Here is a 15,599-nt window from a genome sequence, read left to right as displayed (position 1 = left end):
TCCATTACAGACCAGGTGACCATTTTAAAATTTAGCATAAATAAGACAGCGAATCGATTTTCGCTGTCTTAAAAGTATTCTTATGCTTTATAAGCAATGAAACCATCGCTATGCCCCCGTTTCACCAACCACTGAAAAAATTTGTAATGCAAAACGAGTAAATAAATTAAAAACGGGTAAGACAGAGCTGAATACCAAATTTTCCACTCCTTATATTTTATAAGCGATCATTCGTTTTCTAAACAAAAAGACCCTGTGCAGCAGACACTTTTTAAGAGTCTATTACACAGGGTCAAGTTTACTTGGCTGTCCGGCTTTTTCTCTTCCAACAAGCTTAGGAAATCTTCGCCACAACAGTTTGATTCTTGCCGTTCCTTTTTGCTTCATACAAGCTGTCATCTGCAGCTTTGAAGAAGCTCTCCTTACCGAGACCAGCTGCATAGGAACACATTCCTACACTAATCGTAACAGGCTTATGATCCATTTCCGGATGGACCATTTCACTGATACTTGAGCGTATATGATCAATTAGTCGGAAGGATTCATGTTGATTCTTTTCGGTAAAAATCACCGCAAATTCTTCGCCGCCATACCTTGAAACGAAATCATCCGGTGTTACATTCAGCTTCAATTGTTCACCCACTCGCTTGAGAACAATGTCACCCACCCAGTGACCGAACTGGTCATTCACTTTTTTGAAATCATCAATATCAATAATCGCCAACTGGAAGGATAATTGGTTTTGATCACTTTGCTCGATCAATCTGTCGAGGTACTCATGAAACGTTTTATGATTGTACAGATCAGTCAGCGCATCCATTTTGCTTGCCTTGTCCATCATAATATTCCGCACCATTAATTCTTCCTGATTCCTTATCGATTCTTCCAGGTGCTTTAGCAAATAATGACCGCGATAAATGATTCCAATAGATATAAACACGAATCCAATAAAAATCCCTATGAAGGCAAATATATCTCTGCTCTCAAGTTCTCTGGAAAGAGGCTCATAAAAGAAATAAAGAGACAAGATGGAGATCAAACTCAAAATGCCAGTAAAATAGATCTTATCCTTTTGATAATATAAAGCTGATATGAGAACGCTGATAATCAGCAGATAATGGATGCCTTGCGCAAAAGGAAAGTTAATAATATAAACGTGGAGAATCGCGAAAATCCCCAATAGGAGTATATAATCTCCCCAACTATTAAACATGTAATATAATACATGTGTCATGGCAAGGATCACAACTGTAAGTATTGTCGGTAACAAGACGTTTGAGACCGCTACTTCCATAAAAGCTTCCACATTAAATTGGAATGAGATTAAGGTTCCCAAAACGGATAGAAGAATAACGACAATGACCATCCACCATGAAAATTTTAATATCAACCTGTTCAATCCAGCTATATCGTTCCATTCCTTTTGTTCCTTCATGGGGTCCTCCTCGAAGCTTACACTTTCTGTTTCTAAAACACATAAAAATCCTGCTGCTAAAGGCAACAGGAGATTTCACTTTTAAAATATATCCAGGCGAACACTCTGCGACTACCTTAATAGGTTTCTAGAGTTACCGCCCCTGCCTGTTCATTTTTTCTATTAATTCAATATATTATACCATGGATTTATTTCGTGTAACTAAAATTATTATGGGGATTTAAGGAACATGGGGTACATAATAAATTTGCTTTAAAAGATAGGCAGATTAAACAAAAAAAGAGGGATAGCCCTGGCCCCTCAATGGCTTTCTGATGCAATTTTTTTAAATGAACAATCAATAGCGCGCGTTAAATATCACCCTTCAGAAATCAACTTTCTTACTCATTTGATAATAATTTAATAGTTTTTTTATCGTGCTTCCTCGGACACTTTTATTGTTTTCGATTTTGTTAAGCATATCTAACTCCATATCCAGAGCTTCACACACTTCTTCTTGTGTTAGATTTCTTTTATATCTCTCCATCTTCAATATGTCCCCTAGCCTCTCAGGTTTCATGCGGTTGTCTCCACTCCTCAATGAAATCTAATTAGCAGCTACTTGTTCTGGTATTAAAATTACACTTTTCCACATGAGGAATCTTATTAAAGACTATTGCACCGTTTTTTCTTCAGAAGTTCCAGCCCAATCTTTTGTTGCTCCAATATATACACATCCAACTCCTGGCTCAATTCAATGGTCTTTTTATTTAAGTATCCATTTTCCTTTATGCTAATAATCATTTTCCTGCGAGTATCTTCAATCAGGTCCTCCTTAGTCATGACGCTGCACACCTCTTTTTCTTCCCGAAAATCTTTACAGAAACTTTACCTTAACGACATTTATCCTACTCTACTATTATGGTAGAATTAATCTTTTTTGAATATTGAGTGTTTGTTCTATTTTTCTAGATACTTGATTATAGATGGGATAGTACAAAGGTTATAGGTCGGTTAAAAAAAAACCGCCAAAAAGGCAGTTTTGATGTCAATTTAAATAGGGTACAAGCTTATTTTGGACAGCGTAAATAATGGCTTGCGAGCGGCTGTTCACGTTCAGCTTCTTATAAATTTTATTCACATGAATTTTCACCGTTTTATCGCTTATGGAAAGCTGGGCAGCTATTTCCTTATTGGACTTCCCTCTGACCAACTGATTGAGTACTTCCTTCTCTCGATTGGTCAATTCATTCTCCTGGATGGTAAAGTCGCTCTGGAGCCGGTGATAGGATATTAATTTACTAGCCATTTTAGGGTGGATGATGGAATTTCCTTTATGGATTTTGCGAATGGCATCAATGACTTCCATGGAGGAGGCATCCTTTAGCAAATATCCGTCAGCCCCTTCCCGGAGGGCTGCTTTGAAGTATTCATCATGATCAAACATCGTTAAGATCAGTATTTTACAGGCAGGATGCTTTTCTTTGATTAGCGAAATGAATTCAATCCCATTCTTATCCTGCAGGTTAATATCCAAAACGATTACATCAGGCGCGATCGTATCCAATTTCTCTAATAGGCCGTCTCCTGAATCTGCTTCTCCAATGAGCAGCAAGTCCTCTTCCACATCCAAAATACTGCGGATTCCATCCCTTAAAACTGTATGGTCATCTACTATCATAACTTTAATCACACTCTCACCCCTTTATTTGAAGTGGCTTATGCCAAGCCGAATCTCCGTTCCTTTTCCTTCCGCACTGTCAATCTCCAATTTGGCTCCAAAATTATGCGCAAGCTCGCTCATGGTAAGGATGCCAAAATGAGGTTCCGTTTGCCCTTTGATCAACTTGTCATATAATGAAAATCCAATACCATCATCCTTGATTTTGATCATCGTCTGCTCATGTCCATATTTAAGCATGACCTCAATTTTTTCAGCTCTTGCATGTTTGACAGAGTTTTGCAGACTTTCCTGGAATATATCATAAATCATTTTTTCTATTTGATAGCTAAGAGCGTATGGCTCTCCCTTCTGCGTAAAAGTAATACTAGCTTCTTCCTCCAACTCGATTTTTCGGACCCTTTCTTCCATCGCCCGTTTGAGCCCATGCTTTTCCACCGGGCATGTTCGTAAGGAATAAATCGATTGACGAAGCTCTTTCAGGCTGTCTCTAAGCTTTTGGATCCATTGTTCAATCTGTTCATTAGGAGGAGTCTCTTTAGCTCTACTCTTCTTTCGCAGCGAAGATTCCATTTGAAAGACGATGCCTGCCAGGGACTGGCCAATGCCATCGTGAATATCACGCGCAATTCGGCTTCGCTCTTCCGATATCAAGAGTTTTTCATTTTCCAGGATGAGCGACCGTGTTTTCAATGTACTTGCCAAAACATTGGATAATACGGTTAATAAACGAATCTCATCATGGATAAATCCAATTCCACTTACTCTGCCGACAATCAGCATACCGACTTTTTCATTGTCGATAATAAGTGGTGAAAATATCTGGGAGAGAACCATTTTATTAAAAATAGAATTACCTGGAAGCTTCTCGATTTCCTTTTCGGTCACAACAGTCATTTCTGAAATTTCATCCATATAGAGTGCCATTTCATCACTCCATGTGACCTCGCTTTTTACCTGCCCATCCTTAAGCAAAAGGTTCCAGGTATTATGTTCTTTAACCAGTAAAACGAAAGCATTGGCATTGAAAGTCTCGGCAAGAAGTCTTTTCTTCTCATCGAAATCCTTTGTATTGATCCTGTTCAATTCTGTACTAAGCATCGATAGCGCGTTCAATCTCTTCCTTTCGATCCTTGCTTTTGTCAGTATGGAGCTCGTCGTGGTGATTCCGATCCAGAGGGTTAAAAAAAGAATAGTTGTAAAATCAATGACGTTCCCAGGAAGATAATTTGTATAGATTTCAAGAAAAGCGAGTAATATGATAGACAGCTTGGCAATAAACAACTCTTGTAAAGCTTTGCTCTTCCACTCTTTTTTTGTAAAAGGGAAAGGACGTATGTAAAACAGGCTATCATTCAGGACATTATTAATTAAAAAATAGAACGAAGTAAAAGCATAAATAATTAGCAGATTCAAGAATGGATCACTTAATGGGTACTGGCTTATCCATACCTTGATCAGCCAGTCCGCTCCAACAAGAGATAGAGTATATTGGGCAATATTGAAAACGGTTGAACGAAGTGATCTTTTATGATGAAAGGATTCAAAAATCAGCACAAACGCAAAGGTGACCGTGGCGGTATAAATACCAAAATACAAATTCATTATATATAGAATTGGGAACGTCATCGTGCTGAACATGGTTATCGAAAATAAGGGGATCGGAAAATATTCTGAAAGCAACATTAATACAATCAGAAGGATCAGCACAATCGGCTTTTCCGGAAAAGGCGCCAAAGGGATCGAATACAAAATAAATGCCCACCCAAGAACACCTACAAGAATGATATAGTAGTCAGAAACCTTTTTCCGAAAAAGAATCTCTATGTCTGTCATTTTCTCATCCCCTCAACCCTTTAGGAAAAATTCGACTTAATATAACTCTCCCAGCCAAATACGGTTCCTATTTTCATGTACGTTCCGCTTCACACTTAATTATAGATTACAAATACTTATTTGAAAATTCCACAAATTCCTAAACTTAATGTAGACGCATTTAGATAAGCCTATTTAGCAATAACTCTCTGCTGCGTCATTCTTGTGTATAGTAGCTGCAGATCACTCTCACCCACTGATTGGCAGCACGGTCGAGTCTTTGATTTCCCTTAACGCCAGGCTTGTTTGAATCTTGGTGATCCCCAGTTCATTCAGCCCCCTGATAAACATTTCCAGCCCCTTGCGATCTTTGCAGGCGACCTTTAACAGATAATCATACTCCCCTGTAAGGCAATGGCACTCCAAGACCTCTTCCATTGCTTCCAGGGTCTTTTCCAATGATTCCAGCTTTTCTAACTGATGCATATTCGTGCTCATAAAAACAAAGCACAGCAAATCAAAGCCGAGCTTCTCGTGATTCAAAATCGCTACCTGCTTTTTGATATATCCTTCACCTTCCAGCCGCTTGATTCTGGCATGAACGGCCGGCGCAGATAAATTCACTCGCTTCGAGAGTTCCAGATTGCTTAACTGAGCATCCTTTTGCAATAAATCCAGGATTTTAATATCCACATTGTCCAAAACCTTGCTTACAACTGATTCCACGACCCTACCCCCTTTTTAAAAATTCCAAATAGCAGCGTAATAATGACCTGCATTTGAATTTATTAAACTATATTTCTATTATACTTTTATTTATTTCGAATTAAATTAATTATACAAAATTATCTTTTGTCGTTTGCGGAAAATGTTAAAATTATTCATATAACGTAAGTCATTGTGCACAATGGCTCTGATCAAAGGGGCCAAATGACGTGAAATATTATTTACTCTTACTTTTAACGAGTTTTCTTTGGGGCGGTAATTTTATCGTGGGGAAGACGCTTGTAGACCATGCTTCTCCAATCACCTTGACCATTTTAAGATGGGCCATCGCAATCATCTGTCTGATCCCGCTTGTCTGGTGGAAAGAAAAAAAGCTGATTCCGCCAAAAGAATCCATTCTGCCCCTGTTTATAATGGGCGTCACCGGAGTCGCCTTATTTCAGGCATTGCAATTCATGGCACTTGAAAAAACTTCGGCAACGAACGTCGGTTTAATCTCGACATTGAACATGTTTTCGATTGCAGCATTCTCTTTCTTTTTTTTAAAAGAAAGGATCAATAAACTTCAATTCCTCACAATGATCGTCTCCCTATTTGGTGTTCTGCTCGTCCTTTCAAAAGGGAATATCAATGTATTGTTTTCCTTGCAGTTCAATAAAGGTGATCTTTATATGATGGCAGCTGTGGGAATGTGGGGGATTTATTCGGTCAGCAGCAAGTGGGCAATGGCGACCGTCACACCGATGATGTCCATACTCTACTCCGGTATTTTCGGCCTGCTCGTTCTGCTGCCTTTTTCCATTAAAGATTTCACGGTAACCAACTTGAATTCAACCTTTATGCAAGGCATTTTATATACAGGCCTTGTATCGACCGTGCTTTGTATGGTTCTTTGGAATATCGGAGTCAATAAACTGGGACCAAGTACTTCCGGGTTGTTCCTTAATTTCAACCCCATCTTCACAGCTCTTTTGGCCTTTGTCTTTTTAGGCGAGAACATGACCTGGATCCAGGCCGTCGGAAGCATCATTGTGATTGCAGGCTGCTTCTTATTTACGATTCTGAAAAACAAGCCTGTCAGGTTCACGATCCCGATTCCTGCCCGTATGTTAGCGGGTGAAGACAGCAAAGCTAAAAAAGTGCCTGTTCCCCGTTGAACAGGCACTCTACACCTCATACTCCCAAAGCCCAAGCCTTCCTTTAGCCGGTATGAAGCTGTCCAGCATTTTCATATCACGGACTTCCCAGACATACCCTCCCACTCTATAGTCACCAAGGAAAAAGTCATTGCCTGATACCGTCCTTCCATCCTCCAACACGGCCCATGTTTCGTTGTTTTCCATCACCCTCAGACAATTTTCAAGCTGGCAGACCGCAATGATCACGCCAGTCGGAAGATCATCTGACTTGTACCCATGCTTTAAAAGCAGCGACTTGATCGCCACATGGCTGCAGACTGCCTTATCGACCTTTTTGCTGGTGTGAATCGCAAGAGGGCCGCGATACTTTGTACTCCATGACCTTGTTTCATGTTGAGCCTCGCGCAAGACAAACAGACTTGCCCAGGGCTGAATCATCGATAACACCTTCACTTCAACCATCCTCTGCACCACAATAACTATTTTGTCTATAGCATATCCCGGCAATCCCCAAATAACTCGGGGACGGTGATCCTGTCTGATGTATCCCTATTTCACAACAGAGTTAACATCATCATTGTTCGAAAAGGAATCAGTTTTTGATCAAACTCTTCTTGAACAAAGCTTCCAAGGTCTTCGCAACACCATCATTATCATTAGTATCTGTGACTTCTTTTGCTGCGTTTTTTAATTCATCAACTGCGTTTCCCATTGCAACGGGATAGCCGCATAGGTGAAACATACCTAAGTCATTAAAGTCATCACCAAATACTACTATCTTATTAAGCGAAATATTGAGGTGCTCTGATACCACGTTTATTGCATATTCTTTTGAGGTATTCAATCGCATAATTTGAGTTAATTGGTTGGAATCAGTCTGAATCATATTCACTTTACTCCCAAACCTTTTATTAAAGAAATCATATGATAATAGGTTTGAGACTAACATTTTCGTTGGACTCTTTTGTTTCAAATTGTGTAAGTCGATTTTTTCGGGGTTACTTCTCACTTTCATAACCGTCTTATAGTCGAGTTCTTGATAACAATACCATTTGTCTTCAACCTCTATCGATAACCAGTGCGGTGCTTCCTCTTCTATCAAGTAATCAATTATTTCATTGGATACTGTTGAATCAATCGGAAAATGCTGATGAATTCCCAGTTGTTCACTCACGATCATCGCACCGTTATAATAGACCATTACAACCTGGGATTGTATATCTGGGGGCAATAAATATTTGACTGCTCTAGGTGGCCGTGCAGTTGCAATAATAATTGGAATTTCATGTCGCAATAATTGTTCAATCGATTTTTTATTTCTGCTGCTCAACAGTTTGTTGGAACTTAATAAGGTACCATCGAGATCAAATACAACCGCCTCCATTGTTATCCCCCTTAATAACTTCATAAAGAAATATCCATAAACTCAGCTAAAATAAATCTCCCGCCAAGGAAGCAAATTTATATAATCAATAACCGAGCTCACGAAGCATATCGCTAAAACCTTTCTCTGAGACTACCCGTATTCCATTCCTTTTTAGTAAAGCGGCAGTGACACCATTTCCAGGTACTTTCTCCCCCTGAAACTCACCGTTATAAATCATCGAACTTCCACATGATGGACTGAATTCTTTAAGCACCACTACGTCAGCATGGTATTCCTGAGCTTTTTCAAGAGTAAGATAAGCTCCCTTTATGTATAATTCCGTGACATCCCTGCCTGATTTTTCAATTACCCTGGCTATTCCATCGAGGACATCTTCTCCATCCCCGCCAATGATCTCTGCGGGTTCCCGGGGAGTAGAAAAACCTCCAAGTAATTCAGGGCAAACAGGCATCGCCTTTTTCTCATCCACCAGCTGACGTATCTTATGGTTTAAAGAATGAGTAGCATTATACCGTACTTCCAATCCTGCTAAGCAGGAACTCACTAGGATCATTGGTAACACCTCATAAGTGAAGGTTGCATGAAAAGTGGTTTCAGTTTTACAAGACAGCCTTCCTGGTTTTTCTGTTCAAATTAGAGTGATACGTAGTTGACTTCATTTTCATTAAAATATCTCTTAACTGTTCAACGCTCTCGACAATATAAGCAGGCTGGGAGTTCTGCAATTCCTCGAAAGAGCCATATCCATACATCACTCCTATTGAATCAATGCCGCAATTATTGGCACCCTCTATATCATGCTTCCTGTCGCCAATCATGATAAAATCTTCTGACTTATGCTTTTTATACGAATCTAGTATGTATTGAATGATCTCCGTTTTCGATGATCGAGTTCCGTCAAGGTTACTTCCAACAACAAGATCAAAATAATGGTCAATCTCAAAATGCCGTAGTATTTGTTCAGCAAATACGGTAGGTTTCGATGTGGCAACAACTAAAATAAAATCCTGTTCCTTTAGGGATTGTAATAGTAATCGAATACCTGAGTATAACTCATTTTCATACATTCCCTTTTCCTTGAACCTTTCTCTGTAAAAATCAATTGCCTTCTTAGTTTGGTGTTCATCGAAATCCAAGTATTCAGCGAACGAAACCTGGAGAGGAGGCCCAATAAAACCCTCAAGCTGCTCGCCGTCAGGTGCTGAAATATTCATTTTTTGCAATGCGTATTGAACCGATCTGGTGATTCCTTCCTTTGGGTCGGAAATGGTTCCATCTAAATCAAATAAAATCACTTTATATGAGGCCATCTAAATCTCCTTCCTATATCAATAATCCAGCTCTCATTTAACATAAAAAACAACTGCCTTAACGAATTGCTCCGACATTTAATAGTTCTCTAAACAAGCTGTTCTTCCTTCATATCTAAGACATTAGAAGAAACATTTCTGCTGCCCCACTAAATTACACTAAAACCACCAAGTCTAAAAAAGCAAAAAAGCAGCTGCCCCATTTTCCAGGGACACCTGCTTCTGATTTAATATTCGCTTTTTAAAAGACGGCTTCGTGCAGCCAAATGCGGTTATAACCCGCCACAGTTTGGAGAATTCTGTTGATCTCCCTCCATGTAGTCAGTACCTTCTGTAATGGATTCCAAACCAGATTCTGTTTGGCTGATTTCCTGCAACTCTTCATTTTTGACACTGTTGATCATTTGGCGATCCTTCTGTTTTCGCTTATCGTCTCTCATCGCTTTTCCTCCAGAGTTTATTATGTATTTTTCTCTTGGAGGTATATTCTTATTCGCAATGAGGGAAACAACCCGCTCAAAGTCATTTCGCGAGACAAGAGAACCGTCCCCATGTCTCTTAGGAACACTTCTTGGGATTTCAGTCATGTTTTTTGCCGCCAGATACGGAGGAAGCCAATTCATTTCCAGGTTCATCAAGGAACAGCAGTTAGAAAAATACAAATTTATGGGGGCGCCGCAAGCGTCCCCATATCCCTCAATTACTCAAACGGATATTTTAACCCCCACTGTCCGCGAATTTCATCCATCAGTCTCATGATTTTCAACGATTCATCCAGCGGAACGACAGGGCTTTCCAAAAGCCCTTGACTCAGGCACCTTCCAACTTCTTCTATCTCAAGTGCATAACCAGCCGATTTTCTGTCATCATAGAATGTCTCTGCTTCCACACCTTCTTTAAATAAGGTAGCGGATGTTGCACGAAAGAATGCTGGAATCCGAATAGATCCTTCAGTTCCATGGATGTAAGCTTCGTCGGTTAAACCAACTCGAAAGGAACCATTAAGGGCAGCAGTCTTTCCAGAAGGATAGGACATGATGATGGAAAACTGTTCATCCACACCTGTTTCACCAATATGAGCAGTGCTCAAAATCTTCTCCGGGTTTGTTCCGAAAATCATCGATGCAAATGTGACAGGATAAATCCCTACATCGAGCAGCGCGCCTCCTCCAAGTGCCGGATTAAATAATCTCCCATCAGGGTCCCATGATGCTCGGAAGCCAAATTCTGCTTTTACCAAAAGGACTTCGCCAATTTCCCCGTTATCAATCCATTCTTTAACTTTAACAATCGGAGGCAGGAACTTTGTCCACATCGCCTCCATCAAGAAAAGCTTTTGATCTCTGGCAAACTGAATGATTTCTTCTAGTTCACCGCTATTTATCGTAAATGGCTTCTCGCAGAGCACAGCCTTGCCAGCACGAAGACATGCCAATACATTCTCCTTATGAAAAGGGTGCGGCGTCGCAATATAAATGGCATCCACATCCGGGTCCTGCACTAGTTCTTCATAGCTTCCATATGCGCGAGAAACGTCATGCTCCTCCGCAAATTTTGCGGCACTCTCTTTTGTACGTGAACCAACAGCAGCCTTTTCGGTATTTTTAGCAAAGTTTAAATCCCTTGCGAAAGCACTTGCAATTCCGCCTGTTCCTAATATCCCCCACTTGATTACTCTTTCGTCCATCGTATGTATTCAACTCCTTAATGATTTAGTTGCACTATACAGAACAAAGCTTGTTTGTCCATTATACTATTAAAATTTTTTGGCCCGGGACGGTTTTTACTATGATCCCCGTGTCTCTCGGGTCTATGGAACGGCCTTTTTGGAGAGAATTTTAGTAAAAGTTAGATGAGGTTTTCAGACATGTATCTATTAGTTGTAATTATTGTATATATTATTTTCGCAAAAAAATTTGTAAATTGGAAAAGGTGGAAAGAATACTACTCAACCATTCAATTCTACATAATATGCAATCTTTTGTATAACTTCCTCTTTTATCAACATACTTTATGGAGATATAAAGCTGTTACAGTCGATTGGTTAAATCACACTTTGATTGAGATTTCCTTCACATTTTTCATTGTCCCTGTCGTCTTGATGATGTACCTGGAGTATTTTCCGAAAAAAAAGTTAAGAGGATTTTTGTATGTACTGATCTGGGTGGCCTATTTCTCGGCGATTGAATATCTTTTTGAGGCAAAGGGATTGTTTGTTTATGAAAATGGCTGGAATGCGTGGTGGTCAGTCTTGTTTAATATCATTACTTTTACTCTCATTAGAATCCACTATAAAAACACTCTGGCTGCATTACTGGTATCGGCACCAATCATTGTCATTCTCCTATTGTTTTTTCATCCGGCGTTACACGATATGAAATAGAAGGTGATCCGATGGATTCTCTCTCCACTCCATTATTCATGTTTTTACTCTTTAGCATTTACATAGGGATGGCTCTCTACATAGAGAAACTAAGGAGAAAAAAATAAAAAAGAACGACTTGAGAGCCGTTCTAATGTACCTTCCAATGGCCAGTACGGCAGAGCCCAATAAACGACCATGCCTCACTTAAGTTCATATCGATAACAGACGACCCCTTCTGTCTGCTCGAAGCCTTCCTGCAGGTAGAGGGCTTTGGCTTGTTCATTGTCCGCATTTACACATAGCACGCATCGATCGTACCCTTTTTCCTTCGAAAACTTGATCGATGCTCTCAGGAGGGTCCTTCCCAATCCTTTTCCCTGGTATTCTGGCAAAACAGCCACTGGTCCTATGTTCATGATTGGGGAATCTTCATATTCATCGTCAGTACCTCTTACGACTCCAACTGGCTGATCGTTCTCATAAAGAATCATCATACCGCCATCCAGGTGATCAGACTCTGTCGCCATTTTTGCGACCATCTCGGGCGTAATCGCCGTCTCACTTCCCTTCAGCGTAGAGAACGCAGCATTCCTAACCAGGCACCAGGCATCTTCATCCTTGCCTGGCCGGAAACTCCTAATCTGATAACCTTTCGGGATAGAGTGTTCCCGAACCTCCAAGTCCTCCCTGACCAGAAGAAAGGTATATCTCTCCACATGAAAATTCAGCTCCTCCATGGCATCCTTAAGCTTTTGATTAAGCAAGGGGACAAATAAAAACACATGATCCAATGACTCAGTATGTTTCAATACCTGCGCGAACAGTCTTTTATAGTCCTGGTCGTCATGTGATTCACAATGAAAAATCCGGAACCTTGCCCTTTTCCCTCTGCGATGATAGTCATCCAGAATCAGCGAGGCCGCACCCTTTATTTGCCCTTTTGGGTCAGTCAAAATAAAAGTGGGATTTTCGGCATCCACCTTAAAATTCTCTAGATCTTCATCATACAAAAAAGAATCATCCAATTCCTTTCGATGTTTTTTACAGTATTCGAAAAAATCTCCCTGTCGCTCTATTTTTAATGCTTCGACCTTCATGATGATCCTTCCCTTCAAAAAAAGACGTATTCAGCTTCACACGATAGGAGAACTGCTCCCTTATATCGCCATGCTCAATAACAAATCTATATTCTTTATTCCGCAGAAATATCCTGCTTTTAAGGGTTTAGAATTTCGGATGAGCAACCGGTCTTTTTACGTCCTCCTGGTCGGAATGACAATAAAAATACTGTTTCTCAGACTAATATCAGCCAGGACCAAAGTAAAATATTTCAACCACGATTCTGCGTATACTAAAAATTGATTTTATAGAACATCTTCTTTATATTTAACTTAAAATAGCCATTCGGAAATCAGACTAAAATTAAGGAGAAATTATGAATTCTACTAATAATAAGAAACTCTATGATTTTATTACTGAAGACCCTTCCATCCTCACGAATAAGTGGTTAAGCAGGAGAGCCAACAACCCAGCAAGTGTATACTCTTGTGACAACCATCATGCTGAGGTACGCTTAAGGGAGCAGAACGGCCTTTTTATTAAAACGTTAGCCAAAGTACTTATAGCTGATAACAATGTAAATGAAGAGATTAAAGCATGGGCACAAACCGTTGCGATGGACCGTGTGGAAACGAGGACTCCCATCCACGAGGTCATTCATCAATTCGGGGTGTTTAGAGGTATTTTCTGGGAACACATTCACCTATTCATCATGGAGAACAAAGTGGACATTACCGATTCAGAAATTCTGCAGTGGAGCAAATTGATTCATTCTACATTTGATACCATTATTGAAACCTTTGCTGAAAAATATTATGGCTATTACCATGATAGACTTTTAATGCAAAGTGAACTGATTAATGAATTGAGTGCCCCTGTCATACCACTCTCTGATTCTATCGGGGTATTGCCGCTTGTGGGAGAAATCGATACCCAGCGTGCAAAGTACATTACAGAATCCATACTGATCCAAAGCAAAGATTACCGTTTAACCCACCTGTTCATTGATTTATCAGGTGTCTCCATTATCGATACAATGGTAGCAAACCAGTTATTCCAAATTATCGGCATCTTGAAGTTAATCGGAGTAAAGGTACATATCAGCGGCATCCGCCCAGAAATAGCCCAGACAGCAGTCCATCTAGGAATCAACTTTAATAAAATACCAACACAGGCAACCTTAAAGCAAGCATTGAAGGCAAATAAAATCCTCATATCAGATACTCATATGGCATGAAAGTAAAGGCAAAGTGACCATCCTTCGCGACATGGGGACGGTTCTCGCGTCGCAAACAGCCTTTCATTCTGTAAAATAACACAGATTTCCAGGTACCCTATCGTTTTATTATCGCTAAAAAGCTAGGACTTTTCGGGATATAGTTGATTTTTCTAAAGTAAAAATCATTTCTATTAATAGAAAAAGCAGTTGCCTATTTTCAGGTCACCTGCTTCTCAATTAAATTATTTACATTCTTCCGTGCCTATAACCCGCCACAACTAGGCTATATTAGCAGTGATAAGCCTTGCTCAAAATTATACCCAGAGCCTGATCCCAGAAGCAAATGATGGCATTAGCATATCGAATATCTTAGCAGGATGGATCCTCGGTGAAGACGGATTAACGAGCGACCAATTCAGAAATTCGTATACTAATTATACATTCATCACATTGCTATTCATTTTATCCTATCCAATTGTCCTATTTGCCGAAACTAGAGCTAGAAATAAAGCGAGTATGAAATAATAATTCAAAGTCATTGTAAGATTGGATTGCAAACCTTTCCCCATCCAATGAGTTCTTTAGGAACATGGGACACCGCAAAAGTTAAATTCTAATCTTTGGAGTGAATGAAAATGATAGCAAAAAAGTTCCTATATGTATCTCTCATCGGCGGATTGCTATCGGCATGCACTCCCAGTCATGAATTAGAAGATACGAAGCAAGAACTATCGTCAGTGAATAAAAAATTGACCCTTGCTGAAAGTCAGCTAACAGAGGAAAAGAATAAGAATCGCGAACAAAGTGAAGAGTTTAGAAACCTACATGACCTAAGCAGTACGGATATTGAAATGCAGGCAATATCCCTAAAGCTCCTGGCAAAAGAATTTGCCACGAATGATGCACAAGGGGAGAGCCTGCCCCTCCTTCATTCACTCGTAATCGCAGAACACCTTTCACCACAATTCGCCTATATCAAAACAGCAGATATAAAAGATTCAGACTCAGAGGTCAGTAAATACCTGGGCAATATAGACGGGCTTGACGCAGGTCAATATTTCCTGCATATCATTCTATCAAATGATGCCGAGATTCCTTTTCAAATAAGAAGTAATGATCCTCAGCCAATCAAAACAAACGACATTCTCTTTATCATCGAACCTGAAAAAAAAGTGCCGACACTTTATTTCAAAACGGCAGCAAATCTGTATGAAAAATATGAATACGATCCTAGGGGCATGCCTCCATATGATCCAGAAACCCGAATCGATCGCTTAATTGAGCATTATCAACTAAATAGTCAGGAATAAAGCAAAGGGCACTTTCCCTTTGCTTTTTCTCATGAGAAGTAGTTTAGATTTTAAAATGTGATATCTCACTATATTTCATCCTATATAAATCAGGCAAGCAGGCCATTCGTACAAAAAAGAAGACACGGTTCCTCTGTGGTATTCCGGAATCAGTGTCTATAGCATCTCCCGGCA

General features: G+C 39.8%; 17 protein-coding genes. 4 read left to right on the top strand and 13 right to left on the bottom strand.

What is annotated here, in order from left to right; genetic code table 11:
• Positions 1 to 334 precede the first annotated feature (334 nt).
• The 6 genes from J7I80_RS11820 to J7I80_RS11795 form a co-directional block, all read right to left on the bottom strand.
• The gene (locus J7I80_RS11820) at positions 335 to 1,435 is read right to left on the bottom strand and encodes a GGDEF domain-containing protein (RefSeq protein ID WP_214738560.1); all 1,101 of its coding nucleotides are present in this window, start codon (positions 1,433 to 1,435) and stop codon (positions 335 to 337) included.
• Positions 1,436 to 1,799: 364 nt separating this feature from the next.
• On the bottom strand, positions 1,800 to 1,994 hold the full coding sequence (locus J7I80_RS11815) for a helix-turn-helix domain-containing protein (RefSeq protein ID WP_214738559.1): 195 nt from the start codon (positions 1,992 to 1,994) through the stop codon (positions 1,800 to 1,802).
• Between the two features lie 86 nt (positions 1,995 to 2,080).
• The gene (locus J7I80_RS11810) at positions 2,081 to 2,257 is read right to left on the bottom strand and encodes an aspartyl-phosphate phosphatase Spo0E family protein (RefSeq protein ID WP_214738558.1); all 177 of its coding nucleotides are present in this window, start codon (positions 2,255 to 2,257) and stop codon (positions 2,081 to 2,083) included.
• A 205-nt stretch (positions 2,258 to 2,462) separates the two neighbouring features.
• Entirely contained in the window at positions 2,463 to 3,107 is a 645-nt protein-coding gene (locus tag J7I80_RS11805) for a response regulator (RefSeq protein WP_214738557.1), read from the bottom strand.
• A 12-nt stretch (positions 3,108 to 3,119) separates the two neighbouring features.
• Positions 3,120 to 4,931 carry a sensor histidine kinase gene (locus J7I80_RS11800; protein ID WP_214738556.1) on the bottom strand — a complete coding sequence of 604 codons (1,812 nt, stop codon included), beginning with the start codon at positions 4,929 to 4,931 and terminating at the stop codon, positions 3,120 to 3,122.
• Between the two features lie 228 nt (positions 4,932 to 5,159).
• Positions 5,160 to 5,636 (bottom strand): Lrp/AsnC family transcriptional regulator, encoded by a 477-nt coding sequence (locus J7I80_RS11795; RefSeq protein WP_214738555.1) that lies wholly within the window; start codon positions 5,634 to 5,636, stop codon positions 5,160 to 5,162.
• Between the two features lie 209 nt (positions 5,637 to 5,845).
• Here J7I80_RS11795 and J7I80_RS11790 point away from each other — a divergent pair, with 209 nt between their 5' ends.
• On the top strand, positions 5,846 to 6,793 hold the full coding sequence (locus J7I80_RS11790; protein ID WP_214738554.1) for a DMT family transporter: 948 nt from the start codon (positions 5,846 to 5,848) through the stop codon (positions 6,791 to 6,793).
• A 9-nt stretch (positions 6,794 to 6,802) separates the two neighbouring features.
• Here J7I80_RS11790 and J7I80_RS11785 read toward each other — a convergent pair whose 3' ends face one another.
• The 6 genes from J7I80_RS11785 to J7I80_RS11760 form a co-directional block, all read right to left on the bottom strand.
• On the bottom strand, positions 6,803 to 7,228 hold the full coding sequence (locus J7I80_RS11785; protein WP_214738604.1) for an ASCH domain-containing protein: 426 nt from the start codon (positions 7,226 to 7,228) through the stop codon (positions 6,803 to 6,805).
• A gap of 139 nt (positions 7,229 to 7,367) precedes the next feature.
• Positions 7,368 to 8,159 carry an HAD family hydrolase gene (locus tag J7I80_RS11780; RefSeq protein WP_214738553.1) on the bottom strand — a complete coding sequence of 264 codons (792 nt, stop codon included), beginning with the start codon at positions 8,157 to 8,159 and terminating at the stop codon, positions 7,368 to 7,370.
• Positions 8,160 to 8,244: 85 nt separating this feature from the next.
• Positions 8,245 to 8,715, bottom strand: coding sequence for a 2-thiouracil desulfurase family protein (locus J7I80_RS11775; RefSeq protein WP_214738552.1), 471 nt, complete (start codon positions 8,713 to 8,715; stop codon positions 8,245 to 8,247).
• Between the two features lie 46 nt (positions 8,716 to 8,761).
• The gene (locus J7I80_RS11770) at positions 8,762 to 9,472 is read right to left on the bottom strand and encodes an HAD family hydrolase (RefSeq protein ID WP_214738551.1); all 711 of its coding nucleotides are present in this window, start codon (positions 9,470 to 9,472) and stop codon (positions 8,762 to 8,764) included.
• A 272-nt stretch (positions 9,473 to 9,744) separates the two neighbouring features.
• Positions 9,745 to 9,912, bottom strand: coding sequence for a hypothetical protein (locus J7I80_RS11765; RefSeq protein WP_214738550.1), 168 nt, complete (start codon positions 9,910 to 9,912; stop codon positions 9,745 to 9,747).
• A 260-nt stretch (positions 9,913 to 10,172) separates the two neighbouring features.
• Positions 10,173 to 11,159, bottom strand: a complete 987-nt coding sequence (locus J7I80_RS11760) for a Gfo/Idh/MocA family protein (protein WP_214738549.1) — start codon at positions 11,157 to 11,159, stop codon at positions 10,173 to 10,175.
• Between the two features lie 180 nt (positions 11,160 to 11,339).
• Between J7I80_RS11760 and J7I80_RS11755 the strand changes: the two genes are divergently transcribed.
• A complete protein-coding gene (locus J7I80_RS11755; RefSeq protein WP_214738548.1) occupies positions 11,340 to 11,855 on the top strand; it encodes a CBO0543 family protein in 516 nt (171 codons plus the stop codon).
• A 182-nt stretch (positions 11,856 to 12,037) separates the two neighbouring features.
• Here the strand turns inward: J7I80_RS11755 and J7I80_RS11750 are convergent, their stop codons facing one another.
• The gene (locus J7I80_RS11750; RefSeq protein WP_214738547.1) at positions 12,038 to 12,934 is read right to left on the bottom strand and encodes a GNAT family N-acetyltransferase; all 897 of its coding nucleotides are present in this window, start codon (positions 12,932 to 12,934) and stop codon (positions 12,038 to 12,040) included.
• 338 nt (positions 12,935 to 13,272) lie between these two features.
• Between J7I80_RS11750 and J7I80_RS11745 the strand changes: the two genes are divergently transcribed.
• Positions 13,273 to 14,133, top strand: coding sequence for an STAS domain-containing protein (locus J7I80_RS11745; protein ID WP_214738546.1), 861 nt, complete (start codon positions 13,273 to 13,275; stop codon positions 14,131 to 14,133).
• 617 nt (positions 14,134 to 14,750) lie between these two features.
• Positions 14,751 to 15,425 (top strand): hypothetical protein, encoded by a 675-nt coding sequence (locus J7I80_RS11740; RefSeq protein WP_214738545.1) that lies wholly within the window; start codon positions 14,751 to 14,753, stop codon positions 15,423 to 15,425.
• Positions 15,426 to 15,599: the final 174 nt, after the last annotated feature.

Origin of the sequence: Bacillus sp. ISL-41, assembly GCF_018613235.1 — a bacterium.
Taxonomy (GTDB): domain Bacteria; phylum Bacillota; class Bacilli; order Bacillales; family Cytobacillaceae; genus Mesobacillus.
Note: the sequence above shows the minus strand (reverse complement) of the source record. Positions and strands in the feature narration are given on the sequence as shown.